The organism is Hyphomicrobium zavarzinii ATCC 27496, from assembly GCF_000383415.1.
GTDB lineage: Bacteria > Pseudomonadota > Alphaproteobacteria > Rhizobiales > Hyphomicrobiaceae > Hyphomicrobium_C > Hyphomicrobium_C zavarzinii.
This window is the reverse complement of record NZ_KB911256.1, coordinates 762428-787508: the sequence shown is the minus strand read 5'-3', so window position 1 is coordinate 787508 and position 25081 is coordinate 762428. Positions and strand designations below refer to the sequence as shown.

Below are 25081 nucleotides of genomic sequence, written 5' to 3'. Positions count from 1 at the left end.
GGGAGCGTCGGCTCCCTCCTCCATCAATCAAAGGCTCGTTGCAAGATGCACCGCCCAGCCGCGATCAGCGGGATGGGTTGCCGTCGCGACTGGGCCGCGTCGGCCGAGTGCTCATAAACTCAGCGTCCGCGCTCGCGTTACGCTAGCAAGCCGCGAGCTGGATCACGAGGCGATGCACAATCATCACGTGGAGCATTCCTGGTGCGCGAGGGTTGCTCAATCGCCCGTAGATTTGACGGTGCGGGTGCCGTACCGCTGCTTCAGCAAAGCGAGCGCTGCTTCTCGATCGTACTTTCCGCTGCGCAAAATGTAGTAATGCTGGGAAACTGCGCCGAAGCCCTCGGTCTGCCCGATTTCGCCAGCGACCGAGGAAATATCCTCCAGTATGTTCGCCGCGCTTTCCTGCACATTGAGCTTTGCCAGCATCTGCTCGAGCTGAACGGCGCGATTGGCAATCATTCGCTCGCTTTCCCGGTAGATGCTATGCGCCGCCGTGAGATGCTTTTGCACGCGCTGCATCTCCTCGTCAGAGGCCGACCGTTCCTTCGGATGCCGCCAATCCAAAACCCACTGCGCAGGTTTGATTGAGCTGTGGATCTCCAGCCATTGCCGGTCGAGGCCCGAGCTCGATTGCGGCGTTTTCGCTGGCTTACCTTGAACCGCCGGTTCGTCACTGCAGGCGCTCAGAAGAGGCGCGAACACAATGACAATGAACACGCCCCGCTTTGAGAGCGACGAGTTTCTTTTGCAATTCGATGAGGCACGCCAGCTTGGCATCTCCGTACTCCCCTTGCAGTCTCCCGCAAACGTCGACGCGGCGGTGTTGGATTTGATCTGCGGGCTGGAAAATGGAGCAATAATTCCATGGAATATTTCCCGCCCTCGACTGATCCCAGATTTGCTGGAAAATGAGATCCAATCCGGAGATCCGAGCCGCTCGTGGCTTCGTTCTACGAAGCGACCTTTGTTCATCTCAACACGGCTGGCTTGCTCAGTGAGAACGCAATGGCAAAAACAATCGCGACGGTTCGTGCAATCGCAGTATCTGCGATGGTCTTGGTCAGCTCTTTGAGCCCATCGAACAGCTACGCGGCACCGCAGCCCGGGTGCGAGGGACGCAGTCTCATCGCCGAACTCTCACTCAAACGTCCGGCAGGGGTCGCATCCTTGCTCGAAAATGCAAGGCAGGCGGAAAACAGTCAGGCGATCCTGTGGCGCATCGAAAGGCACGGCATTTCGCCGTCCTACGTTCTCGGCACGCTTCACATCGCTCACCCTAGCCTTCAAGAGCTTAGCCCGGCCGTTACATCCGCTATCACCGCTTCGCGTGTGGTCGCACTCGAGCAAGAGCAATTGTCACGCGGCGCTTACGGTCATGTGATGGCGCAGGCCGGAAAGCTGATGAGCGCCCGCGACAAGCCTTTGCAGCGCATGCTGGACGATAGCGAATTGCGTGTGGTCGAAAAGGCGATCGCCGCCGCGGGCTATCCCGAAGACCTCGCACTAGGCGTCCGGCCGTGGGTGGCCACACTCTTTCTGGCGGCTGGATGCCCGAATGTGACGCATGAACCCATGGATCTCATCGTCGCAAACTTTGCCAAGTCACAAGGCAAGAAAATCGTGGGGCTCGAAACTCTTCTCGAACAGTTTGAAACGCTGGCTTCCATACCAGACGAAGCTCAAGCTGCCTGGCTACGCTCCAGCATCGAGATGAATGACCGGGCCGACGACGTGACGGCCACGATGCTGGAACTCTACAAAGGCCGGCAAATTTCAGCTTCGCTCGATCTCATGCGTGAGCTTGCACCGAACGCGGGGCTCACGGATGCACGTATGCAGGACATCCGACACGGCCTGATCACCGCGCGCAACGTGCGAATGGCCGAGCGGGGACTGCCGTTGTTTGAGACTGGCGGCGCCTTTGTCGCCGTTGGCGCAACCCACCTTCCGGGAGCGGACGGCCTTATCTCGATCCTGAAGTCGAGCGGGTTCTCTGTGACGCCTGTCGAATAGCCAAGCTCGTCACATAGCCGAGCTCTGGGGACGCCAGCGCTGCCAGATCTTTCTGTGCTTCAGCGCGGCCTAACCAGTGCTTATCGGCGTCTTTCGAGCCCGGCTTCAACCATCTTCTTGAAGAAGCCCGCGAGCTTCTCGTAGGTTTCCCTGCGTGCGCTGGACTTGCGCCACGCCATGCCCATCGTCCGAAACAGCGGACGATCCTTTATCTCGAGCAGCCTCACGTCCTTGTCCTGAATGAGCTCGCTTCTTGCGTAGAGGCCAGGCATGAACGTGACGCCGAGGCCCATCACGACCATCTCGCGCAACATGTCGAGGCTCGTCCCCTCGAAATCGTAGCGCAGCCTGGCGCCCGTGGTTTTGCAGAGCTCGATGGCCGTCTCGTGCAGCTGGTGGCCCGGCCCTAAGGCCAGGACATCCTCTCCCTTGATGTCCGCCAGCGTCGCATGTGCCTTCTTGCCCAACGGATGATCCGCCGCGACGGTGAGCAGGAGCGGCTCGCGGAACAGGACGACACTTTCTATTTCCGCGCCTTTCACCGGCAAGGGACAGATGATGACGTCATGCACCCCTTCCTCGAGCGAGCGCGGGAGAAGCTGGGGCAGGTCCTCACGCACATAGAGCCGCAGATCCGGGTAGGTCCGGTGCAGCTTCGGCGCGGCACGCTGCATCAGGTATGGACCAATGGTGGGCGGCAACCCGAGCCGCAATAGGCCGCTCAATTCCTTGCTGCTGCTCGAAGCGAGACTCCGGATCTCGCTTGCGTCTTTCAGCATGCGCCTGGCGATCTCCACGATCTGAGCCCCGAGAGGCGTAAGCAGTGCCCGAGAGGTCGTGCGCTCCACGAGCTGAGCGCCGAGCCGGTCCTCCAGCGCCTTGATCTGCTCGCTCAGTGTGGGCTGGGTCGTGTTGGCCCGCTCCGCCGCGCGCCGGAAATGGCGCGTCTCCGCCAATGCGACGAGATATTCGAGTTGTCTCAGGCTTGGCACTGCTTTCGCGTCCTCTCCTCACAGGCTTTCGTCGAAGAACGACGCGCATAGGAAGGTCATCAGGCCGAATAAATCAATCGGAATTTCCGATCAGTAGACCGGCTAAAACCCATTGGACGACGATCGGTAGAATACCCATCTTGCCACTCAACGGGGGCAACACCCGCCCGGGCGAGAGCTGACTTGGGAGAGCGATCGCGTGCGGGCGAAACACGAAGGCGGAGCCTCCAACACGAATATCAAGGAGCAGAAATGGCTGAACTCGAAAGACTGTTCAAAAACAACAGGGCCTGGGCCATCGCGCAAGCGGAAGCCGATCCGCACTATTTCTCGCGCCTCGCATCGGGCCAGGCGCCGAAATATCTCTGGATCGGGTGCTCCGACAGCCGCGTGCCCGCCAACCAGATATTGGGGCTCAGTCCGGGCGAGGTTTTCGTTCACCGCAATGTCGCGAACCTCGTCGTTCACACCGACATGAGTTGTCTGTCGGTCATTCAGTTCGCGGTCGAGGTGCTGAAGATCGAGCACATCATCGTCTGCGGGCACTACGGCTGCGGGGGCGTGCATGCCGCAAGCGGCTCCGGACAGCACGGCCTTATCGACAACTGGCTGCGCAACATCAAGGACGTCTACCGGCTGAACAAGGCCGAGCTCAATGCCATATCCGATCCGCAAGCGCGGGAGGATCGCCTGTGCGAGCTCAACGTGATCGAGCAGGTAAAAAACGTCTGCCACACGACGATCGTGCAGAACGCCTGGGCGTGCGGACACCCGCTTTCCGTGCACGGGCTGATATACGCGTTGAAAGACGGTCTCCTGCGCGATCTCGCCGTTCGCATCAACACCCCCGAAGCGCTCGAGGCGATCTATCGGACGCATGCTCGCGACAATGCCGCCCCGGCTGGTGAGAGGCCCCAGCGCGATCCAGTCATTCGGCTCGAGCGCGAAACGATCCGCTACGCAAACAGCACATTGTAGAGCACGACGCAAAAGCACGCCGGACTTTACTCGCGAGGCTCCCGAGGCGGCTCCCGCTGGAGACGCTAGAAAGAGCCTCGCGATACATGATCGCGCGACGGCTTTCTCTGCCCTTTTCGCAATGGCGCCTGACAGCGGCTCCTGCGCCTATGAGACGTTAGGAAAAATCCTTGGACCTTCTATTCGAGACCTTCCTCGATAAGCCCATCTGGATGTGGGCAGGCTTCTTCAGCGTGGTGCTGATGCTGCTCGCGCTCGATCTCGGTGTCTTCAACCGCACGCCGCATGCGATAGGAACACGCGAGAGCCTCATCATGAGCGCCTGGTATATTGTCATGGGGCTCGCGTTCGGTGTGTGGGTCTGGATAAGTCTCGGGGCCCAGGCCGGGTCGGAGTACTTCACCGGGTTTCTCGTCGAAAAGACGCTGGCGCTCGACAACATCTTCGTCATCTCGCTCATCTTCGCCCACCTCGCGATCCCCGCCGTCTATCAACACCGCGTGCTCTTCTGGGGCATCCTTGGCGTCATCGTGCTTCGGGCTGTCATGATCGGCCTCGGAGCCGCGCTGGTTTCCGAGTTCTCGTGGATCCTCTACCTGTTCGCGCTCTTCCTGGTCGCGACGGGTTTCAAGATGCTCCTCATGGAGGACAAGCCCCCGGAGCTCTCCGACAACCCCGTGTTGAAGCTCATCCGCCTCGTCTTCCGCGTCACCCCCGAGCCCCACAAGGAGCGCTTCTTCGTGCGCCTGCCCGATGAGCGGACCGGCCGGGTTGTGCTGTGGGCTACGCCGCTCTTCGTTGCGCTCCTCATGATCGAGATCGTCGATCTCATCTTCGCTGTCGACAGCATTCCCGCGATCTTCGCGATCACGACGGACCCGTTCGTCGTCTATACGTCGAATATCTTCGCGATCCTCGGCTTGCGCGCGCTCTACTTCGCGCTGGCGTCTGCAATCGACCGTTTCCGTTATCTGAAGCCGGCGCTCGCTGTGGTTCTCATCTTCATCGGCGCGAAAATCTTCATTGCCGACGCCCTCGGATGGGAGAAGTTTCCGGCGAGCGTGTCTCTTGCCGTCACCCTGGCAATCCTGGCGGCGGGACTTCTCTACTCGGTCATGCAGGCTCGGAAAGAGGCTCAGCTTCCGTCATGACTTGTCCGTCATGGGGAGGCTGAGCCGCCTCGCTCATGCTCACGCGCCTAGTCCTGGACCTGGGCTCGGGCCTGGGCTCCGGTCTTAGGCTCGGACTTGGGCTTGGGCTTGGGCTTGGGCTTGGGCTTGATACCGGATGTGATTTGATCACAGACAAGGCGGCCTATCTCAGCGTAGAGGCATTTATTCAGCTCGATATTTAGTCCTCCAACTCACGGTGCACGGGCTCGGGGCGCAAAGTCCTGTCGCGCCCTCAGCCCGCTCTGACGAGAGCTGACTTGCCGAGTATGCTCGCTTCCTGGAAGCGAAAGGTGCTGGATGGGTTCCTATCTGGATCGGATCGGGGTTTCCGCGATCGATGAACGTCTTGTCAGGCGGGTCCTGCTGCTTGCGGTTCTGGTTGGACTCGTTGCGGGAGGAGCGGCGTTTGCATTGGCCCAAGAGCGGGCGGCAGACTGGCTCTGGATCGGGGCCACCCTTCCGGTGGTCATCGCACTTGCGATTTCCATCACTCGCGATCTTCTGGCGCGACGCATGGGTGTCGATGCGATCGCGCTCCTGGCCATGGCGGGCGCCATCGCGCTCAACCAGTCGCTCGCCGCGATTGTCATCGCCATCATGTACACGGGCGGCACCGTCCTCGAGGACTACGCCGTTGCACGCGCCGAGCGCAATCTCAAGTCGCTGATAGACCGCGCTCCCACCATCGCGCTCCGCCGCAAAGGCGATGCGAGCGAGGTGGTTCCGATCTCATCGATTGCTATCGGCGATACGATCGCGGTCCGCGTGGGCGAGATCGTGCCCGTGGACGGCCTCATTACGTCGCCGCTTGCGGTTCTCGATGAATCCGCCCTGACCGGCGAGCCGATTCCTGTCACGCGGCCTCGGGGCGAGAGCGTGCGGAGCGGGGCCATCAATGCGGGCGATACCTTCGAGATGACGGCGCTCGCCACGGCCGAGGACAGCACATACGCTGGCATCGTGCGTCTCGTGACAGCCGCCCAGACGGCCAAGGCCCCTTTCATCCGCTTGGCCGACACGTATGCACTCTGGTTTCTGCCGCTTACGATCCTCGTTGCCGGGCTGGCCTGGGTCATGTCCGGCGAGGCCGTCCGGGCCCTGGCTGTCCTGGTCGTCGCCACCCCCTGCCCGCTGATCCTGGCCGCGCCGGTCGCCTTCATCGCGGGTGTCTCTCAGGCAGCACGCCGCGGCATCATCATCAAAGGCGGGGCTCCCCTGGACGCCCTGGCGCAGACGCATACCGTGCTCTTCGACAAAACTGGAACGCTGACGGTGGGCGGTGCCCGTCTCGTTGCGGTCGAGACGGGACCGGGAGAAAGTGCCGATGACGTCCTTCGACTTGCCGCGTCTCTGGAGCAGGCGTCCCAACATGTCGTTGCCAGCGCGATCGTGTCCGCCGCCGCGGCCAAGGGGCTTTCTCTCAAGACACCATCGCAGGTGCATGAGGTCGCGGGGGCAGGCCTGGAGGGGATCGTCGATGGGAAACGCGTCCGCGCGGGCTCGCACCAATTGATCTTCGGGTCGCATCGGCCCGACGATTGGGCGCTTCGGGCATTGCGCCGCGCGTCGTGGCGATCTGCGCTGAGCGTCTTTGTCTCCATCGACGGCCGCGTCGCGGGCGCGTTGCTGTTGGGCGACGAACTGCGCAAGGAAACCCCGCGCGCGGTGCAGTCGCTTCGCGCGGCGGGGATTTCGCGCATCGTGATGGTGACCGGTGACCGGGCGGACGCGGCCGAGACCATCGCCGCAGCGCTCGACATCGACGCCGTTCTTTCGGATCGGGATCCATCCGACAAGGTCGACGCCGTTGCCATGGAGAGCCGGCTGCATCCGACCCTGATGGTCGGTGACGGCATCAACGACGCTCCTGCACTTGCCGCCGCAGACGTGGGCGTTGCCCTGGGTGCGCGGGGGGCCAGCGCCTCATCGGAGGCGGCCGATGTGGTCATTGTGGTCGACCGCCTTGACCGCGTTTCCGAAGCGGTGGCCATCGCCCGCCGCTCCCGCCGCATTGCCATGCAAAGCATTGTCATCGGCATGGGCCTATCGGGCATCGCCATGGCCGTGGCCGCCTTCGGATGGCTCGAGCCGGTCGCAGGCGCGCTGACGCAAGAGGCGATCGATGTCGCAGTGATTGTGAATGCCTTGCGCGCGCTACGCCCCCCATGGGGGTCCGGAAGAGGCGTCGTTCCGGGGAACATGGCAAAGGATCTTGGCGAACAGCATCGGCTCCTGGAGGACGTTCTGGACAAGCTCCTCCAGATCTCCGATGCGCTCGACGACGTTGAGGGTCAAAAGGCGGTAGACCTGATCCTCGAAGCTCATCGCCTTGTCGAGGACAGCGTCGTAACCCACGAGCGGGAGGACGAGACGATCATCTACCCGCGCCTTACGCGGTACCTGGCAGATGGCCACGGGCTCTCTGCGATGAGCCGCGCTCACAGAGAGATTTTGCATCAATCGAGGCTGCTCGCCCGGATTGCCAGCAATCTACGCGCAGAGGACGCCGACAAATATCTGGTGCGGGATGCCCAGCGCGTCATTGGATCGATCGAGGCGCTCGTTCGCATCCACAACGCGCAGGAGGATGACATCTATGAGCACGTCGCCCAGGGATAGCGGCGAGGCCCGAATGCTCTCGTAGCAGGCGGCGAATGCGGCCTACCATGAGATCGACGGCTCCATGCAGCCCGCTCTTCGCGGGCTGCATGGAGGATTTATGCCGTCATCGATAATTCAGCGACATTGCGGGAGCTCGAGTGCGAGCGCGCCGACAACTCCGCGTTCAGCTCGGGAACATCTCGACGTGGGTTTCCGCGGTGCGCCCAATGTAGAGGACGCGCCGGCCAGACAGCGAGACGATGTAGCTCGCGCACCCTGCCGCAACCGCCTTCTTGCAGAAACCGGTGTAGGTATAGCCGGGCACATTCTGTTGAGCCTCGCGGATTGCCGCTTGCAGGGCTTTCGCATCGAAGGCTTCGGCGACCGGCTCACCGACCTGATGCATGTCCAGAACGACGCTATCTCCGCGCTTCGTATAGTAGGTCGCGGCACAACGGAGAAAATCGATCTGGTAGGCTTCGAAACCTTCCTGCGTGAGAGTTGCGAGGATCTCCGGGAACGTCTTCGTGTTGTCCTCGGCGGCCTGAAGGCAGGCCCTGGCGACGGCCACTTTGCTCTCGTCCATCTCGCGCTCCACCACTAGAGGTCCTGCGAAGCGGGTCGCAGTCTCGACGCCAGCTGTGGCACGACGCTTGTCTTTTCTGAGGCCGATCCGCCGGGACGTTTTCTTCCAATCAAGTTCGGGAGATCAATTCTTGGCGGAGTAACAGCCGCACCGGCCGCGCAGACCCGCCAAGTTGAGCGGCGCTTTCGGCACTGGATAAGTCCATGCTACCTGGGCCTAAAAGGAGGCTGAAAATTATGCTGTTATTTCAATCATATAAGGAGGATTGGTGGAGGGGGCTGGATTCGAACCAGCGTAGGCGAAGCCAACGGATTTACAGTCCGTCCCCTTTAGCCACTCGGGCACCCCTCCGTGACCAATCCCATCGTGCGTGGCGCGGCAGCACGCTCAAGAGCCGCCTCATCCGCCAGCACTGTAAACGAAATCGCCCTGCGCTCGCCGAGCGGCAGGGCAACGCCCGTCCTTATGGTAATCCGGCCCACCGATGTCAATTGGAAAAGCGCGCGAAAACCCGTATGCGTTCCGGGTCAGGCCGAGTCCGCCCGCACATGGCAAGGCATGCGGGCGATACGGGCGGCCGAACATGTTGTTTTTACATCGATAACGACCTGCGAAACCGCGAGCGAGACAGCGCTATCGCAGGCAATCCGTCCCCTTTCTACGGCACAGCCGCATTCCGGAGCAGAACACAATGACAAGCGGCTGGGCGGGAAAGAAATCAGCGAAGAAGGGCGGGTTCGGCCGCCCCGCCAAAGGCGGGGACCGGCGGGCAAGCCGGCCTCGCGGGCAGGCGCCGGGCGGACGGGCAGCCGAGATCGCCGATGACGGCATGGTGCGCCTTTTCGGAAGCCATGCGGTCGAAGCTGCGCTCAACAATCCGCGCCGCCGTGTGCTGCGCCTGCTCGCGACAGAGAACGCGGAGCGCCGCTTGGCGGATGTGATCGCCGCCAGGGGTGTTCCCATCGATCGCGCGACGCCCGGCGACCTCGACCATCTGCTCGGTGCCGACACCGTGCATCAGGGACTTCTGCTCGAGGCCGAGCCACTGCCGGAGCCGACGCTCGAGGAGCTGGTGAAGCGCGCGGCGGAAACCGGCCCGCTGGTGCTGCTCGACCATGTCACCGATCCGCACAACGGCGGCGCGGTGCTCAGGTCCGCTGCTGCGTTCGGTGCGGCCGGGGTGGTGATGACACGCCGGCACAGCCCGCCGCTCAACGGCGTGCTGGCGAAGGCCGCCTCGGGTGCTCTCGATCTGCTTCCGGTGCTGCCCGTGCAAAATCTGGCGCGGACGATGCTCGAGCTGAAGGGCCTTGGCTTCCGCCTGATCGGCCTCGAAGGGAGCGCGCCGGACCGGCTCGAGAGCGAACGGTTCGAGGGGCTCACCGCGCTGGTGCTCGGGGCGGAAGGCAAGGGCCTCCGCGAGCTCACCCAGCAGACCTGCGACAGGCTCGTCTCCATCACGACGGGCGGGCCGCTCGCGAGCCTCAACGTTTCCAACGCAGCCGCCGTCGCGCTGCATTGGGCGGCATATGCCCGCCACTCTCATTAGGGCTGAATTACATAAAAAGGACGGAGCCGAAACCGGCTCCGCCCTTCTCAATCTCGAAATTCTCGCGGCTCGATCAGTCGCAATAGGTCGGGCGCCAGCAGGTCCAGCGGCCACCGCGGCAAACCGTATCGCCCCAGCTGTTGGTGAAGCAGCGACGGTTGCGCCAGCCGCACTCCTCGGGGCCCGGATAGCATTCGCCGGACGAGCGGTAGTAGTGGCGATCGTAGTCACGCTCGCGCGCGTGACCGTAAGCACCAAGCAAGCCAAGACCGATGATGCCAGCGGCCACGCCTGCGGCCACTCGCCCGCCGCGCCCTGCTTCGGCCGGCTGAATCGATGACGCCGTAACGCCTGCGATCAGGCTGAGCGCCATCAGCGCATGCATAATCTTCTTCATCATGGGTCTCTCTCCCCACTCCTCGGGTGTGCTTCCGATCTGAGATCAACAACGCGCCTCAGCGGAAAAAAGTTCATGCGACCAGAAAATCATGTCGCGCATGAATGCGGCATGAACGCGGAGGAGAGGTGCCCGAAAAATGCTAAAGGCCGCCTTAATGGCGGCCTTTGCGTGACGTGCATGACTGGGTTGCTTGTGCTCACCAATCGCGATGACGGTGGTGACCGCGATAGTCGTGACGATGATGCCCCTTGCGGTAGGCGTAAGCCGGACGCGGATAGCCCCAGGCCTGATAGTAGGGAGGCAGCGGTGCCACCGGGCGGCAGCAGGCGCGGCGATAACGCAGCTCGACCGTGGGGCGCCAGTAGCCCGAGTTGTAATAGGGATAGTAACGCCGGGGAGACGGATAATAGGCGTACCGATCCAACTCGTAGTCCGAGCGGTAATGGCGATGATAGAAGGGATAGTACTCGTTCGTGCCGTGGCGGTGATAGTGACCGCGGTGGCCGGCCTCGGCGGCGACCGGGATCAGGGCCAACCCAATGGCGGCCGCAAAAAGGGCAAAGACCCTAGAACGCATGGACGGAACTCCTCGGGGTCGAAATGAGCAGATTTCGCCATCACCCTAAAGCACAACGCATAAAATTGCTTTAACTTCGCTCGCCAATCAGCCGTCTGATCTCATTCGCGGCGGGCGAAGGCCCTCATTACCGCCTGCGATCCGCCATCGGTAACCAATTGATTAACGATGCCTTTCATTCGGCGTCGAATGAGCACATTGGTGGAGCATCCCTGAAGCGCGAGAGGCTTTCCAAGGTACGCGTACACGATGCTGATGACCTCGCCGTATTCGATCTCCGGACAAGAAACGGGGCGCGAAACCACCGATCTTGCCGGACTGGTCGACATCCTGCGTCGCGGCCTTCCGCAGATCCTGGTGACGACCGCGCTCGCACTCCTGCTCGCCGTCCTCTATCTCGTCTTTGCCGCGCCGAGCTACACGTCGAATGCCGTCCTCTACATCAATCCCAGCCCCAACCGGGTGGTGAACGAGACAGCGCCGGCGCCGAACAGTACGGGCGCCGATCTCGCCATCGTCGACAGCCAGGTGGCCATCATCTCGTCTGACGCGATGCTGCGGCGTGTGGTCGATACGCTCAGCCTGGACAAGGACAGCGAGTTCTCCGGCGCCGGTCCGCTGACGAAGCTCAAAAGCCTGCTCTCTAATTCCGCCGCGCCCGACGCTAAAGCGCTTGCTGCCGAAAAGCTCGCCAAGCGCATCAAGATCCTTCGCGCACAGAAGACCTACATCGTCGAGGTGGAGGCGACGGCCAGCTCTCCGGCGAAAGCCGCACAGATCACCGACACGCTCATCAGCCTCTATCTCGCGGACCAGGCAACGGCGCGCGCGGAGGACGAGCGGCGTGCGAACGAGCTGATCACGGGCCGCCTCGGCGAATTGCGCGACGAGGTGCGCCAGGCGGAAGACCGTGTGGACGATTTCAAGCGCCGCAACGGCATCACCGTGTCCGAAGGCGGCATCGTGGGCGAGCAACAGCTCGGCAAGCTCAACGGCGAGCTGGTGGCCGCGCGGGCAACGGCCGCGGAGGCCAAGGGCCGGCTCGACGCCGTGCGATCCGCAGCCGCCTCCTCCGGCGCGGCGCTCGACGCAATGCCGGAAGCGGTGCGTTCCGCCACCATCCAGCGGCTTCGCGAGCAGCACGCGCAGGTCGCGCGGCGCGTGGCGTCGCTCTCCTCGCAATTGAAATCCCGCCATCCGGTGCTGATCGAGGCCCGCTCGCAGCTCGGCGAGATCCGCGCGCAGATCGATGCCGAGTTGCGGCGCATCGCCAACGCGCTGGCCGCGGAGTATCGCATCGCATCGAGCCGCGAGCTCGAGTTGCAGCGCCTGATCGAAACGAGCAAGGCCGAGGTCTCACGCACATCCACAGCACAAATCAAGCTCAGGGAGCTCGAGCAGGACGTCGCGACGAGCCGTGACGTGCTCGGCACCTTCCTGCAGCGGGCGAAGGAAACGCGCGAGCAGGAGCAGATCTCCGTTCCCTACGCGCGCGTCGTGTCGCCCGCGACGGCGCCCTCCAAGCCGAGCTGGCCGATCAACTGGCTCGTGCTCGGTCTCGGCGCGTTCGGGGGGCTTGGGCTCGGCATCGTGCGTGTGCTGGCCGGGGCCCAACTCGACACCACCGTGCGGCTGACGCCGCGCACGTTCCAACTCGGCAACCACGCCTTGTTCCCTATCCCTGCGCTCGGCGAAGCGCGCCTCTCGCGGATCGGCTCTGTCTCGAGCCGCCTGCCGGCGCTTCGAGGCACCACGCAAGAGACCGAGGATCTCGGCCGCGCCCTCGTCGCCGTGTCCGAGCCCGAAAGCGCGGCGGAGACGGCCTATCGCCAAAGCATCCTGCATCTGCTCGCTTCATTCGAGCAGGATCGCCATGACAGCTATCCCTCCGCGATCATGCTGTGCGCGGCAGATCGCGAAAGCGAGGCTGCGTCGGTCGCGCTCGCACTCGCTCAATCCGGGGCACTTCGCGGCGAGCGTGTGCTGCTGGTGGATGCCTGCTCTACCGACGCGACGCTTTCTGCCACCCTCGCCCCCGACCTCACGGAAGGCTGGGCGACCTTGCTCGCAAAGCCGGAAGCGCTCGCGGCGCATACGGTGCGCGATTCCAAATCGAGCCTCGCCTTCCTTCCGCTGGCGAGCGCCGATCTCAGGCTCCTGAAGCGCGGCGAGCGGCGTCAGCTTGCCGCCAATCTCGCGGCGGCGGCGCTCGACTACGATCTCGTCATCATCGACGGCGGGGCGCTGGCGAGCGACGAGTCCGCGTCCGCACTTCTGCCGCTGGTGGACAAGGTCGCGATCGTTGCGCGCAGCGGAAAGACTCCCCAGCACCGTCTCGACGATCTCTTGCGCGCGCTCGCGCCCGTGAGAGACAAGATCTCAGGCGTGGTCCTCACCGGCACGGGCGTGGGGCGTGCGTGATGGCCGCCTCTCTGCGCGCCCAGCCCTTCCCGGCCTCCCGTGGCGCGCTTGCGACAGGCAGCGCGGAAAGCCGTCTCTTGACGGCGGCTCTGGCGCTTTTCGTCGTTCTGGTGCTCGCCCTGTCACCGTTCGCACTGACCGCGCTTGGCTTCGACTACTCCGAGACGGGCGGCAACGCGCTCACCAAATTTCATCCCGCAACGCTCTACATTCTATCGCTGGCGCTCCTGGCGGCGCTCGCGACCTCAGATCCGTTCGGCGCCATTTTGCGCGCGCTACACGAGGCGCCGGTGGCGCTTCTGATGCTGCTCGCGATCCTGCTCGGAACGCTCCACTCGGCGTTCATCTCGCGCCTGCCCGTCACCCCGCTGATCGAGACCTTCCTGCCGGCCGGCGTGACCCTGCTGCTTCTTCGCCGCATCTCTGAGCAACGGGGGCGAACGCTTGCGCTGCTGATCCACGGCATCATGATCGCCAACGCGGCGATCGGCATTTTCGAGTATCTCAGCGGCTGGCGGCTGACACCGTTCGTGATCAAGGGCGAGGATCTCGCTTATGAATGGCGCTCCACCGCGCTTCTCGGCCATCCGCTGGCAAACTCGATCCTCACCGGCAGCTACATACTCACGCTTGCCGTGGGCGGCGGGCGCGATCTCCCGCGATGGCTGCGCCTCGCCGCCTTCTGTCTCAGTCTCGCGGCGATGGTGACCTATGGCGGGCGCGCGGCGAGCGTTCTCGTCGTCCTCATGCTCGCCGCGCTCGTGGTACGTAGAGTGCTGGCGGTGCTGAACGGCGCTCCCATCAACGTCACGACCGTGACCGCGGCCCTCGTCAGTGTGCCGTTCGCAGGGGCTGGACTTCTGACGCTGCTCTCCACCGGCTTTCTCGAGCGTTTCCTCGACCGCTTCGCCGATGACTCGGGCAGCGCCCAGACGCGCAGCGACATGTTCGAAATCTTCTCGCACGTGCCGCTTCCAGATCTCCTGTTCGGCCCCGATCCGCGGCTGGTTGCGACATGGCAATCTCTGCTGGGACTCGAACGTGGCGTCGAAAGCTTCTGGCTGAGCTTTCTCCTTTCCCACGGACTTCTCGTCAGCCTCGTGATCTTCGCCGCGCTGCTTTTCTTCTGCCGCGATCTCGTGCGCCGCACATGCCCGGGGGCCGCCTGGGTGCTCCTCTATTTCGTCGGCGTCGCCTCGCTTTCTCTGAGCCTCGCGGGCAAGTCGAACGTGCTGACCGTCGTCACGCTCTTCGTCCTCGTGCTACTGCGAGCCTCGTCCAGCAACCGGACGAGCGCGATCGCTCAGGCCGTCAACGTGCGATAGAGCGTGAGATAGGCGTCGCGCATGACCTCAATGTCGTGCGCTGCGGCGGTGCGCCGTCCCTCCTGTACGAAGCGGGACGCCGCCGGACGATCCTCAAGAATCCGCGTGATCTTGTCCGCGAGGTCGCCCGGATCTCCGGCGTGCGCAAGGTAACCGTTGATGCCGTCGGATATGAGCTCAGCCGGACCATCCAGCCGCGAGGCGACGACCGGTACGCCGGCTGCCATCGCTTCGAGGATCACCAGTCCGAAGCCTTCCTGGCGCGAGGGCACGACGCAGATGTCGGCATCGCGGATGTGCTCCGCCGCGTCCGACACGCCTTCTAGGATCTCCACACTGTCAGCCAGACCATGACGCTCGACCAGAGAGGCCAGCAACGCCGGCGTCTCGGGCTGATCGCGCGAGGGCGATCCCACAAGGCGAATGCGCACGGGAGTGCCGCGAGCCCTCAGCAGCGCGGCGGCCTCGATCAGAACGTCCTGGCCTTTGATGTCATGGACCAGGCGGGCGACCGTGACGAGGAGAGGTACGCGATCCGGCTCCCGCTCCAGGCGGCAGGCCAACGGTTCCTCTGCCGTCCGGAAACGGGACAGATCGACGCCGTTCGGGATCAGCACGACGTTACGCAGCCCGCTTTCCTCGCACTCGCGCGTGACCGCCCTGGAAATGGCGACGGTGCGATCCACCAGCGCGTTGTGCAGCATCCGGTGGCGGGCGCCGTACCCTGATGCGACGTTCATGGCGTGGACCGTGAACACAACGCGCAGGCGCGGCTGCGCGAGCTTGGCCAGCATCGCCCACATCTTGCTGCCCCGGTTATGGGCGTGGATGATCGTGGGGCGCGTGTCGCTCGTGAGCTTCAGAAGCCGGCCAAGATAGCGCGGGTCGCGGGAGCCGCGCGGCCTGTTCCAGGCGAGCACTTGGGCAGGTCCCTCGCGCAACTTCTCGAGAAGAGCGGGATCGGCTTCGTTCATCACCACCACGGTGATGTTGCGCGCCTGCGCGACATCGAGCGCGCGCACGAAATCCACGAGCAGCCGCTCCGCCCCGCCGACGCCGAGCGACGAGATCAGGTGCACGATTCGCGGCGATGGTCCGCTCGGCCTCTGCATAGCGCCCTTCCGCTCCCGCCTACGCCCGGCACCTCGCGGCGCCTGCCCGCACCTGTTCTAGCATTATGTCTCGACCTGATCGCGCACCTTGCCTGCGACGGCGCGAGCGTTTTTGTGCTCCAATCTCCGGTAGGCGGCGATGAGGCGGGGGATCTCATAGCTCCAGGCCATCTGCGTCTCGATCCGCTTTCGGCCTGACGCGCCCATGCGCGCTCGCGCGTCGGGGTCTGCAAGAAGCTCGAGAAGCTTCGCGGCAAAATCGACCGGGTCATTGGCCTTGGCATAGAGCGACGCGTCGGCCGCGCTGACGCGGCCCTCGGTAACGTCGAACTGAACGATCGGTTTTCCGAGCGCCATGTATTCCAGAATCTTGTTCATGGTCGACTTGTCGTTCATGGCGTTCACGCGATCCGGGTTCACACACACGTCCGCCGTGGACAGCATCTCGAACAGCAGCGCATCGGGCACGCGGCCAAGGAACGTGACGTGGTCCGCAAGGCCTAGATTGTCCGCCTGCTTCTTGAGCGCTTCGGTGCTGGGTCCGCCGCCCGCAAGGCAGAACTGCACGTCGTCGCGACCGAGGGTGTGGACGACATGGCGCGCGGCCATCAGCAGCAGGTCGATGCCTTCCTGATCGCCCATGACCCCGACGTAACCCACGAGATAGCGGCGTCCTTTGCGGTGGGCCGGGTTCGGCTCCGCATGTTTCACGCGCGTGAGATCGGGTCCGCTGCGCACCACGAAGACATCCTCGGGCTTCTTGCCGCCGCGCTCGATCGCGATCCTGCGGTAGCTCTCGTTGGTCGATATGACCAGGTTCGCCGTCTTGAACGTCAGCCACTCGAAGAGGCGCAGAAGCCTGTGAAAGCCGCCTTGCCGCCCGAACTTGGCCTCGTAGAGCTCGGGATTGATGTCATGGTGATCGAACACATAGCGCTTGCCGATCAGCTTGAACGGCAGGGCCACGAGGAAGATGAGATCAGGCGGATTGCAGCCGTGGATGACATCGAAGCCGTGCCGCCTGAGCACCTTCAGCGCGAGGCGCATCTCGTGATAGAGGGCTGCGCCGTATTCGACGAGGTAGCCTGCGGCCGCGCTCGCTTCCGTTGGCAGGGGATGGCGATAGACGTGGATGCCTTCGAGGCATTCGTAAGCTGCATCGTGGCCTTTCCCGGTGGGACAGATCACCGAGACAAGCGCGCCGGCCTCCTTCAGAGCGCGCGCTTCCTGCCACACGCGCCGGTCGAACGGCACCGGGAGGTTCTCGACGATGATCAGCACCTTGCGGCCCGCGAGTGGTGCCACCTGGTGGTCATCCAGGCCTTCGATGGTTGTCAGCATGTCCCCGTCCCCAGAAGTCCCCAAGTGCCTCGTCAAAGAGCGTTGATGTTGATGAGCGGCGCCGGCATGAGTGCCACGCCTCGCGCGCGGCCGTTGGTGTCGATCACCCTGTCATAGGTGGTGGATGCGGCCACCTCTTCCGACACCAGCAGCTTGGCCATGTTGGGCAGATGCGCGAAGGCATAGCCAAGGTTCTGGCCGAGAAGCTGATCCGGCTTCACAGCGGGATCGAGGATCGAGAGCCGGTAGCCGTTCTGGAGCAAGCGGCGCGCGAGATCGAGCTGAGGGGCTTCGCGCAGATCGTCGGTTCCGGCCTTGAAGGCGAGACCGATCATCAGCACGTGCGATCCCTTGGGCAGATCCTTGGTCGCAAGCTCGTAGAGAAAGCGCTTGTGCGCCTCGTTGGATTTCAGAAGCGACTCGATGAGGTAGGCGCTGGAGCCCGTGTCGTCCGAGAGATACTGGAGCGCGCGGACGTCCTTCGGCAGGCACGAGCCGCCGAACGCCCCGCCCGGGCGGCAGTAGTACGGGGAGATATTGAGCTTGCGGTCAGATATGAAAATCTCGTGCACCTTCGACGCGTCGATGCCGAGCGCCACGCAGAAGCGGCCGATCTCGTTGGCGAAGGCCACCTTCACTGCGTGGAAGGTGTTGTCGACGAACTTCGTGAATTCCGCCTCCCGGAAACGCGTGACGAACGTGGGGGCGTCGATGGTGCTGTAGAGCGCCTCGATCCGGGTCGACGGCTTTCCGTCTTTGGTTCCGACCACAATTTTCGGGGGAGCCAGGTAATCGGCCACGGCGGTGGATTCGCGCAAGAACTCGGGATTGTAGACGAGTTCGACGAGCGCGGCGTTTTTCTCGCCCAGCACGCTCTCGAACACGGGCGCGATCAGCTCCTCGATGGATCCGGGGCGCATCGTCGAGCGGTAGACGACCGTCAGCGGCTCCGCTCGCGCGCTATCTGCGAGCGCAGTCGCGATCTCCTTCGAGACGTTCATGACATAGGACATATTGTGCGCGCCATCCGGCGCGCTCGGCGTACCGACGCACACCATCGCAATGTCGGCATCCGCGATCGCGTCCCTGGCATCGGCGACCACCGTCAGCCGCCCTTCGCGCACGCCCGCGGCGAGCAACTCCTCCACGCCCGGCTCGAAAATCGGAGAGCGCCCGGATGCGACCGCGCGGCTCTTGCGCTCGTTGATCTCGACTCCGACGACCGTATGCCCTTCACGCACAAGGCAGGCCGCGCCGGTGATGCCGACGTATCCGAGACCAAAAATCGCAATCTTCACCGGGTCTTCCTATCGAGAGTCGTGCGCGCGGGGAGGACCGGCACAGCACGGGTGCCGGAGCAGTCCGAACGGAGGGGATATCGACGTGACTGTACCCGGCTCTCCGCGCCAACCTCTCTCAAGACGGTAGATACCGTTAACAACGCCGCTTAAGACTGTAGGCTGACGCATGCTTGCGTCCGGCCGTCACTTGCCGCCTATGCGGTAGAGAGCGGACCGACAGGGGGCGTCCAGCGCATAATGAGCGGCGACATCGCAAACACTCAGGCAAGAGCGGGCAAAACGTCCGTCTACGTCCTTGTGGCGACGCCGCTTGGCCACGGCGGCCGCGGCGGCATCGATCGCCTGATGGATGCGGTGAGGGACGAAGCGCGCGGCGGAAAGATTGGCCCGTGCGATGTGCGCTTCGCGGCGACACGCGGTCAACGGAGCATCTGGTTTTCGCCCCTTTACCTTGCGAGCTTCCTTTTGCGCATGGCGTGGCTCAGAGCGCGCGGGCTGCTCGACGTGGTGCACATCAATCTTTCGAGCCACGGCAGCGTGCGGCGTAAATCGATCGTCGCGCGTTCGGCCCGCATGCTCGGCGTCCCCTATGTGGTTCACCTCCACGGCTCTCGCTTCCAATCGTTTTTCGATGCGGCCGATTCCGGAACTCAGGCGTCCGTCCGTCAGCTTTTCGCCGGAGCCCGGCGCGTGATTGTGCTTGGGAGCGCGTGGCGGACGTTCGTTGCCGATCGCGTTCCGGAAGCCGCCTCGCGCATCGTGATCCTTGCCAATGCCTCGCAGCCGCTTTCGCGCTCCCTTGAGCGCCGTGACGGCGTTCGCATTCTCTTCCTCGGTCAGGTCGGTGCCCGAAAGGGGGTGCCAGACCTGATCCGTGCGCTTGCTCGCCTCAAGGACGTTGCGGGGTGGCGCGCGACCATCGCTGGCGATGGGGATGTCGCGGTGGCGCGCGAGCAGGCTCAGGCGCTCGGCCTCTCCGCTCACGTCACCTTTCCGGGATGGGTTGGACCGGAAGAAGCGCGCGCGCTTCTCGTCTCGTCCGACATTCTGGTGCTGCCGTCTTTCGACGAGAACCTGCCGATGTCCGTGATCGAGGGCATGTCGGCCGGCCTCGCCGTCGTCGCAACTCCGGTGGGTGCCGTCGAGGACATCGTCCGAAACGGAGAGACCGGCCTGCTGGTTTCTCCCGGAAACTCAGATGAGCTCGCCGACGCGCTGCGTCGGCTCGTTGCGGACGAGCGCCTTCGTCACGCGCTCGGGGACGCGGCTCAGGATTTTCACCGCCGCAATCTCGAAATCGGCGCCTACGTCGCGCGGCTCGCAAAACTCTGGACGGAGGCGTGCCGCTGATGTCGCTCGCCTGGTACATCCGCCGCCTTCGCAGCATGAGCCCAGCCGAGATTGCACATCGGGTTCGCGAGCTGGCTCTGAAAACCAGCGCGCGCAGGCGCACGGAGGGGTGGGAGCGCTATGCGAGCCCCGGAGGCGTGCCGCGCATTGCCGGTCTGCGGGAGGCGGTGGAGCGCGCCTCGCCCGAAGTTCGCGATGCCATTCACAGAGCTGCGAGGCGTGCGATCGAAGGGCGCTTCAGCGCGCTTGGATGCGACTGGCCGAGACGCTGGCCGGGCGTGCCACTCTCTGCCGATCTCTGGCGGCTCGATCCCGTCACGGGACGGCTGTGGCCCGGTGCGGACACGTTCACCTTCGACATCAACTACCGCCACGAGCGCCGCTTCGGTGACATCAAGTACGTGTGGGAAATCAACCGGCTTCAGTTTCTCCAGCCGCTCGCGGCCGAGGTGGCTCTCGGCGGAGATCCGAAGGCGCTCGCCCTGATCGAGGAGACGATCGGGAGCTGGCATGCGAGCAACCCGCCGTTCCGCGGCCTCGCCTGGAATTCCGGCATCGAATGCGCGTTGCGGGCGATCAGCCTGATCGTGGTCGCCTCGCTCGCCGGAGATCGCCTCTCGAACGAGACGATTGCGCGCATGCGCGAAATTCTCGCAGCCCACGCCTTCTGGCTCCGGCGGTTTCCGTCGCGCTTTTCCTCCGCCAACAACCATCTCGTGGCGGAAGCGGCAGGCGAGCTTATTCTTGCGATCGCCATGCCGGAGCTTCCTCGTGCGTTCGCGCTCGAAACGGAGGCGCGCCGTGCGCTCGAGGCCGAAGCGTCCCGGCAGATCCTGGCCGATGGCATGGGGGCCGAGCAATCGCCCACCTATGGTGCCTTCACGGCGGAGTTGCTGCTGCTCGCCGCCATCGCCGCGCGCGGATCGGACAAGCCGCTTTCGGCCATCGTCGATCAGAGGCTCGGGCAGTTCGCGCGTTTCGTCGGATGGATTGCAGACGCGAGCGGCGCTGTCCCCGCATTCGGCGATGACGACGAGGGGCGCGTCCTGTCGCTCGCGGGATACGAGCCGGCCTATGCCATGTCGGTTGCCCGCGCCATCAGTGGCTATCTCGCGCAGACGCCAGAAGGCCTTGTTTCGGTTTCGCCGCATCTCCGCGACGCGATTTTCTTCGCGCCGCCCGCACCTACGCCGCCTCCGCGCGGCCTCGCGACGTTTTCGAGCGGAGGGCTGTCTGTCGTGCGGGAAACGCGTGCTGGGCGTGAGCTCGTTCTCGCACTCGACCACGGTCCGCTCGGCTATCTTTCCATCGCGGCGCATGGGCACGCGGACGCGCTTTCGCTTCTCGTTGCCCTCGATGGCCGTCCGCTGCTCGTCGATCCCGGCACGTACCTCTATCACTCGGGTGGCGCGTGGCGCGACTGGTTTCGCGGCACCGCGGCCCACAACACCCTTTCCATCGAAGGGGCGGATCAAAGCGAGATTTCAGGCCCTTTCAATTGGGGGCGAAAGGCGGATGCGCGCCTCGATGCGTTCCAAGACGGCGCCACCTGGCAGCTTCGCGCCTCGCACGATGGCTACGTTCCGAAGTTCGGCGTGCGGCACGAGCGGACAGTGGAAGCGGCGAGTGACGGCTTCACGGTTCGCGACCGGCTGCTCGGCGCCGAGACGCCGCTTCCGGTCGAGATCGTGTTTCAGCTTGCGGCGGATTGCGCAGCCTCCCGCGACGGGCAGGTGGTGACCGTGACGCCCGCTATCGGCGCGCCCGTTCGCATCGCATTCGAGACGCCGGGCGACATTGTGCTTGCGTGCGGGGCGCCGGAGCGTTCAGGCGGGTGGGTTTCGCCGGCCTTCGGCCTCAAGCATCCGGCTTGGCGCCTCGCGTGGCGGGGATGCATCGGCAGCTCCGGAGCCGTCGTTCGGTTCGTGCTCGCGTAAGGAGCACGCTCAGGGCGCCGCCGCCTCGGTGATTTTAACGTTCCGAAAGCGGATCGCGATCGGCTCGGGGCTTTTGGCGCGGTAGATGCCGAACTTGAAGTAAGGCCCGACGTCGTCCGCGTATCCGATCGGAATGTCCTCTGCGAATACCCGCCTTCCATCGACGCGGACCGCGAGGGTTCCATGGCGTGGATCGAAGCGCACGTCGTAAGAAAAGGAGATCCATCGCCCGCGCTGAATGTCCGGCACGCGCGCGCGCTCGATACCTTTCGGATTCTTGGTATGGCGGCGCGCGATTTCGGACTGCGTGTAAACAACGAGATCGCGGCCGGCCAACTCAAACGCCAGCGGCGGCGACGACGGTGCGTCTCCCTCGTCCTCCGTCGCGTGCCACTGCCCCGCGACGAGCCAAGCGGATGTGCTTTGCGGTCCGGGCTCGATCAGCATCTCGTAGGAAACACGATAGAGCGCACCGAAGCTCACGGGGCTTTTGTCGAGACTGAGCTCGGCACGCTCGCGATCGGCGCCCAAGATGCGGTCGACGCTCCATCTGTCGCCAGCACGCACTTCGAAACGAAACTCTCCGGCGTGCGGCGCCGTGACGGCGTACGGGCGCTCCTCAGCGGCGTGCCGGCTGGCTGGCCGGCCATCGACATTCATCTCAGCGGCCACGGCCACTTGCATGTGCGCCTGCAGGGCGAGAACGGCGACAAACAAGGCGGCGCGGCGCCGGACTGGCCAATGCTCCGTGTGCCCCGCCGTGCCTCTAGACTGCCAACACGCTTTGTGAACGAATTTCATGTATGCGTGTCTCTCATGACAGTTCTCGTGACAGGCGGCGCCGGCTACATCGGCAGCCATATGGTGCTGGCGCTTCTGGACGCCGGTGAAAAAGTTGTCGTGGTCGACAATCTGTCGACCGGCTTTCGACACGCGGTACGCCCTCCGGCGGTGCTGGTGGAAGGCAACGTGGGAGACCAGGAGCTGGTGTCCCGCGTCGTCCGGGAGCATGGCGTCCGGATCATCATCCATTTCGCCGGCTCCATCGTTGTGCCGGATTCAGTGGCCGATCCGCTCGGCTACTATCTCAACAACACGTCGAACTCGCGCTCGCTTATCGAAGTCGCGGTTAAGACCGGCGTCAAGTCGTTCATCTTCTCTTCCACGGCCGCCGTCTACGGCAACCCCAAGGAGATCCCCGTCAAGGAAGACGCCGAGCTTCGGCCGGTCTCGCCTTACGGCACCTCCAAGCTGATGACGGAATTGATGCTGGCGGACACCGCGTTCGCGCATGACTTCCGCTACGTGGCGCTGCGCTATTTCAACGTCGCGGGCGCCGATCCAGAAGGACGAGCCGGACAATCCACGCCGCGCGCGACGCATCTCATCAAGGTCGCGTGCGAGACCGCGCTCGGCAAGCGTGCTTCGATGGACGTGTTCGGAACGGACTACCCGACGGCCGACGGCACCTGCATCCGCGACTATATCCACGTGACGGATCTCGCAGCCGCGCACATGGCGGCGCTGAGATATCTCGACGCCGGCGGCAAGTCGGACGTGTTCAACTGCGGATACTCATCGGGTTACTCGGTGCTCGAGGTGATCGAAGCGGTGAAGCGCGCCTCCGGCGGCCCGTTCCCGGTGAAGCTCGCCCCGCGCCGCCCCGGTGACGCGGAAGCGATCGTGGCGGATTCCTCGAAGATCCGTAGCAAGCTCGGCTGGCAGCCGAAGCTTGCCAATCTCGATCAGATCGTCGCCCATGCGTTCGCGTGGGAACGCTCGCTCAAGGCCTGAGCTTCACGGCTTCTGCCTCGCCACAACCATCTCTCGCGCGAGCGCTACGGCTTTCCTGCGCTCGCGCGGATAAAGGGCCGCGATCAGGCTTGCGAAGACCAGCGCACCCAGGGCCACGATGAGCGTCAGGGATGCTATGTCCGCTCGCGCAGGGACAAGCGCGATCACGGCCATCATGGCGGCCGTTGCGAGCGCGATCTTCACGACATCGGCGAGCGGCAGCGCAAACCGGTAAAGCGCCCAGCCCCAGGCCATGGTCACGATCAGGCTCAACACTGCACCGATCGCGGCACCGGCGACCAGCCCCGGCAGGCCCGCCCACAACAGCCCGATGCCTCCCAGAACCAGGGCCGCGACGGCATCGATGGCATCGTTGATCAGTGGAACAACCGGGCGCTCGTGCAGCAGGAACACCTGCTCGCCGCAGTGGACGCGGAAGCTGCGGGCGGCTCCCGCCAGAATTGACGCCGGCAGAATGGCCGCTGTCACCGCCCGATAGGGCTCGCCCACGAACATCGGTACGATCAGGTCCGAGATCATCCAGAGACCGGCGGAGGCCGGTGCGAGCGTCGCCAGCAGCAAGAGCCCGTTGCGGGCGAGCTGGGCCTGTCCCGCCTCATGTCCGCCGTCGCGCGCGCGGGCAAGCGCCAAGGGAAAGCCGGCCGCCGTCACCATCATCGCCGCAACGCTCGCGATACGGAGACCGATCGACCATCCAACCGTGACGAGGCCGACGGCGGCGGCGCCATCGCGCCATTCCACCACGAAGCGCACGCCGTTGTTCGCGAGCCAGACGAGCATGCCTCCGATGACGAGCGGCAGAGCGTAGGCCATGGCTTTCGCGATCACCTCCCGCGCGAAGCGGAGGGGTTCGCGGCCGATCTCGATCCTCAGTAGGACGAGGGCCAGCGAGATGGCCTGCGCCGCAGCGTATCCGGCGAGGACCGAGGCCGCGCTCGGCTCATAGAGCATCACGAGTGCGAGCGCGGCGAAGAAACCGCCGACCGGCCAGCCTATCTGGAGGATGGAATACGACAGGGGATCGCCACAGGCTCGCGCGCGGTCGGAGAGCTGCGCGACGGCGAGCCGTCCGACACTTTGCAGGATTGCGGCCGCGACGAGGCCCCAGGTCCAGACCCCGTCGATGAACGACGGCATAGCCACCACGATAAGAACCGTGATCACCCCGGAGAACGTAAGCACGAACGTCTCCGTATCGAGAAACGCCTTGCCGGGGCTCGGGGCGCCGCCCGCATAGCGCACGGTGTAGTGCGTGAACCAGTTGAGCGTGGTGGCGAGGGATAGCTCCTGGACAGCCGTGATCAAAGCCACGAGACCAAGGTCGGTCGGGCTCAGAAAATGGGTCCATGTCAGGATCGACACGAACTGGAAGACCGGCCCGAGAAACTGGGCCGGCAGATAGAGAAGCGTCTGGCGTAGGAGCATCGTGTCCCATCTGATGCGGGCCTCGTCGCGATGCCACGCGTGCGGCGCCGGGCGAAGCTCGGTCATCTCTACCTTTTAGCGCAGGCTTTGTGGCATTCGGCGCTTCGTCGCTCCGCTCCCTTAACCGCAACCGCTTTTTGAGGGTGGCATCGGCGGCGGCTTCATCGGAGGGTCGCGGCGGATCGT

Annotated in this window: 20 protein-coding genes and 1 tRNA gene; 10 read left to right on the top strand and 11 right to left on the bottom strand. The window is 64.2% G+C overall.

The window, feature by feature from the left end; translation table 11 throughout:
- Positions 1–216 precede the first annotated feature (216 nt).
- Positions 217–777 carry a hypothetical protein gene (locus tag F812_RS25360; RefSeq protein ID WP_020085384.1) on the bottom strand — a complete coding sequence of 187 codons (561 nt, stop codon included), beginning with the start codon at positions 775–777 and terminating at the stop codon, positions 217–219.
- Positions 778–939: 162 nt separating this feature from the next.
- Between F812_RS25360 and F812_RS0107680 the strand changes: the two genes are divergently transcribed.
- On the top strand, positions 940–2013 hold the full coding sequence (locus tag F812_RS0107680; protein ID WP_020085383.1) for a TraB/GumN family protein: 1074 nt from the start codon (positions 940–942) through the stop codon (positions 2011–2013).
- Positions 2014–2093: 80 nt separating this feature from the next.
- Here F812_RS0107680 and F812_RS0107675 read toward each other — a convergent pair whose 3' ends face one another.
- Positions 2094–3005 carry a LysR substrate-binding domain-containing protein gene (locus F812_RS0107675; protein WP_026867940.1) on the bottom strand — a complete coding sequence of 304 codons (912 nt, stop codon included), beginning with the start codon at positions 3003–3005 and terminating at the stop codon, positions 2094–2096.
- A gap of 252 nt (positions 3006–3257) precedes the next feature.
- Here F812_RS0107675 and can point away from each other — a divergent pair, with 252 nt between their 5' ends.
- From can to F812_RS0107655, 3 genes are all read left to right on the top strand, one after another.
- Positions 3258–3983, top strand: coding sequence for a carbonate dehydratase (can, locus tag F812_RS0107670; RefSeq protein ID WP_020085381.1), 726 nt, complete (start codon positions 3258–3260; stop codon positions 3981–3983).
- Between the two features lie 170 nt (positions 3984–4153).
- Positions 4154–5134 (top strand): TerC family protein, encoded by a 981-nt coding sequence (locus tag F812_RS0107665; protein WP_020085380.1) that lies wholly within the window; start codon positions 4154–4156, stop codon positions 5132–5134.
- A gap of 318 nt (positions 5135–5452) precedes the next feature.
- A complete protein-coding gene (locus F812_RS0107655; protein WP_020085378.1) occupies positions 5453–7774 on the top strand; it encodes a heavy metal translocating P-type ATPase in 2322 nt (773 codons plus the stop codon).
- Positions 7775–7940: 166 nt separating this feature from the next.
- On the opposite strand, the gene F812_RS0107650 is transcribed toward F812_RS0107655, so the two are convergent.
- Together F812_RS0107650 and F812_RS0107645 are read right to left on the bottom strand one after the other, a co-directional pair.
- A complete protein-coding gene (locus F812_RS0107650) occupies positions 7941–8342 on the bottom strand; it encodes a DUF1398 family protein (protein WP_026867938.1) in 402 nt (133 codons plus the stop codon).
- Positions 8343–8608: 266 nt separating this feature from the next.
- Positions 8609–8693: transfer RNA gene (locus tag F812_RS0107645), tRNA-Tyr, on the bottom strand.
- A 340-nt stretch (positions 8694–9033) separates the two neighbouring features.
- On the opposite strand from F812_RS0107645, the gene rlmB reads away from it, so the two are divergent.
- Positions 9034–9891, top strand: a complete 858-nt coding sequence (gene rlmB, locus F812_RS0107640) for a 23S rRNA (guanosine(2251)-2'-O)-methyltransferase RlmB (RefSeq protein ID WP_020085376.1) — start codon at positions 9034–9036, stop codon at positions 9889–9891.
- A 73-nt stretch (positions 9892–9964) separates the two neighbouring features.
- Here the strand turns inward: rlmB and F812_RS0107635 are convergent, their stop codons facing one another.
- Together F812_RS0107635 and F812_RS23040 are read right to left on the bottom strand one after the other, a co-directional pair.
- Entirely contained in the window at positions 9965–10291 is a 327-nt protein-coding gene (locus tag F812_RS0107635) for a hypothetical protein (RefSeq protein WP_020085375.1), read from the bottom strand.
- 196 nt (positions 10292–10487) lie between these two features.
- The gene (locus F812_RS23040; RefSeq protein WP_156827298.1) at positions 10488–10868 is read right to left on the bottom strand and encodes a hypothetical protein; all 381 of its coding nucleotides are present in this window, start codon (positions 10866–10868) and stop codon (positions 10488–10490) included.
- Between the two features lie 249 nt (positions 10869–11117).
- On the opposite strand from F812_RS23040, the gene F812_RS0107625 reads away from it, so the two are divergent.
- Together F812_RS0107625 and F812_RS0107620 are read left to right on the top strand one after the other, a co-directional pair.
- Complete coding sequence (locus F812_RS0107625; protein WP_020085373.1) at positions 11118–13289, top strand: GumC family protein; 2172 nt, start codon at positions 11118–11120, stop codon at positions 13287–13289.
- Positions 13289–14614: a VpsF family polysaccharide biosynthesis protein gene (locus tag F812_RS0107620; RefSeq protein WP_020085372.1), complete on the top strand. Its 1326-nt coding sequence runs from the start codon at positions 13289–13291 to the stop codon at positions 14612–14614. The genes F812_RS0107625 and F812_RS0107620 overlap by 1 nt, the downstream gene beginning before the upstream one ends.
- Here F812_RS0107620 and F812_RS23035 read toward each other — a convergent pair.
- From F812_RS23035 to F812_RS0107605, 3 genes are all read right to left on the bottom strand, one after another.
- Positions 14593–15726, bottom strand: coding sequence for a glycosyltransferase family 4 protein (locus tag F812_RS23035; RefSeq protein WP_020085371.1), 1134 nt, complete (start codon positions 15724–15726; stop codon positions 14593–14595). The genes F812_RS0107620 and F812_RS23035 overlap by 22 nt on opposite strands.
- Positions 15727–15789: 63 nt before the next feature.
- Complete coding sequence (locus F812_RS0107610; RefSeq protein ID WP_020085370.1) at positions 15790–17067, bottom strand: glycosyltransferase family 4 protein; 1278 nt, start codon at positions 17065–17067, stop codon at positions 15790–15792.
- Between the two features lie 32 nt (positions 17068–17099).
- The gene (locus F812_RS0107605) at positions 17100–18365 is read right to left on the bottom strand and encodes a nucleotide sugar dehydrogenase (protein ID WP_020085369.1); all 1266 of its coding nucleotides are present in this window, start codon (positions 18363–18365) and stop codon (positions 17100–17102) included.
- A gap of 240 nt (positions 18366–18605) precedes the next feature.
- Between F812_RS0107605 and F812_RS23030 the strand changes: the two genes are divergently transcribed.
- A complete protein-coding gene (locus F812_RS23030) occupies positions 18606–19718 on the top strand; it encodes a glycosyltransferase family 4 protein (protein WP_020085368.1) in 1113 nt (370 codons plus the stop codon).
- A complete protein-coding gene (locus F812_RS0107595) occupies positions 19718–21655 on the top strand; it encodes a heparinase II/III family protein (protein ID WP_020085367.1) in 1938 nt (645 codons plus the stop codon). Before F812_RS23030 ends, F812_RS0107595 begins: the two co-directional genes overlap by 1 nt.
- A 9-nt stretch (positions 21656–21664) precedes the next feature.
- Here the strand turns inward: F812_RS0107595 and F812_RS0107590 are convergent, their stop codons facing one another.
- The gene (locus tag F812_RS0107590) at positions 21665–22372 is read right to left on the bottom strand and encodes a heparin lyase I family protein (protein ID WP_020085366.1); all 708 of its coding nucleotides are present in this window, start codon (positions 22370–22372) and stop codon (positions 21665–21667) included.
- A 99-nt stretch (positions 22373–22471) separates the two neighbouring features.
- Between F812_RS0107590 and galE the strand changes: the two genes are divergently transcribed.
- Positions 22472–23449, top strand: a complete 978-nt coding sequence (gene galE / locus F812_RS0107585) for a UDP-glucose 4-epimerase GalE (RefSeq protein WP_020085365.1) — start codon at positions 22472–22474, stop codon at positions 23447–23449.
- Positions 23450–23452: 3 nt separating this feature from the next.
- Here the strand turns inward: galE and F812_RS0107580 are convergent, their stop codons facing one another.
- Entirely contained in the window at positions 23453–24961 is a 1509-nt protein-coding gene (locus tag F812_RS0107580; RefSeq protein WP_020085364.1) for a lipopolysaccharide biosynthesis protein, read from the bottom strand.
- Positions 24962–25081: the final 120 nt, after the last annotated feature.

What these genes read in the sequence shown, in the direction of transcription:
- rlmB (WP_020085376.1), top strand. Translation starts at nt 9,034, where the DNA reads ATGACAAGCGGCTGGGCGGGAAAGAAATCAGCGAAGAAGGGCGGGTTC.
- F812_RS0107650 (WP_026867938.1), bottom strand. Translation starts at nt 8,342, where the DNA reads ATGGACGAGAGCAAAGTGGCCGTCGCCAGGGCCTGCCTTCAGGCCGCC.
- F812_RS0107620 (WP_020085372.1), top strand. Translation starts at nt 13,289, where the DNA reads ATGGCCGCCTCTCTGCGCGCCCAGCCCTTCCCGGCCTCCCGTGGCGCG.
- F812_RS23040 (WP_156827298.1), bottom strand. Translation starts at nt 10,868, where the DNA reads ATGCGTTCTAGGGTCTTTGCCCTTTTTGCGGCCGCCATTGGGTTGGCC.
- F812_RS23030 (WP_020085368.1), top strand. Translation starts at nt 18,606, where the DNA reads ATGAGCGGCGACATCGCAAACACTCAGGCAAGAGCGGGCAAAACGTCC.
- F812_RS0107635 (WP_020085375.1), bottom strand. Translation starts at nt 10,291, where the DNA reads ATGATGAAGAAGATTATGCATGCGCTGATGGCGCTCAGCCTGATCGCA.
- F812_RS23035 (WP_020085371.1), bottom strand. Translation starts at nt 15,726, where the DNA reads ATGCAGAGGCCGAGCGGACCATCGCCGCGAATCGTGCACCTGATCTCG.
- F812_RS25360 (WP_020085384.1), bottom strand. Translation starts at nt 777, where the DNA reads ATGCCAAGCTGGCGTGCCTCATCGAATTGCAAAAGAAACTCGTCGCTC.
- F812_RS0107580 (WP_020085364.1), bottom strand. Translation starts at nt 24,961, where the DNA reads ATGACCGAGCTTCGCCCGGCGCCGCACGCGTGGCATCGCGACGAGGCC.
- can (WP_020085381.1), top strand. Translation starts at nt 3,258, where the DNA reads ATGGCTGAACTCGAAAGACTGTTCAAAAACAACAGGGCCTGGGCCATC.
- F812_RS0107625 (WP_020085373.1), top strand. Translation starts at nt 11,118, where the DNA reads ATGCTGATGACCTCGCCGTATTCGATCTCCGGACAAGAAACGGGGCGC.
- F812_RS0107610 (WP_020085370.1), bottom strand. Translation starts at nt 17,067, where the DNA reads ATGCTGACAACCATCGAAGGCCTGGATGACCACCAGGTGGCACCACTC.
- F812_RS0107655 (WP_020085378.1), top strand. Translation starts at nt 5,453, where the DNA reads ATGGGTTCCTATCTGGATCGGATCGGGGTTTCCGCGATCGATGAACGT.
- F812_RS0107595 (WP_020085367.1), top strand. Translation starts at nt 19,718, where the DNA reads ATGTCGCTCGCCTGGTACATCCGCCGCCTTCGCAGCATGAGCCCAGCC.
- galE (WP_020085365.1), top strand. Translation starts at nt 22,472, where the DNA reads ATGACAGTTCTCGTGACAGGCGGCGCCGGCTACATCGGCAGCCATATG.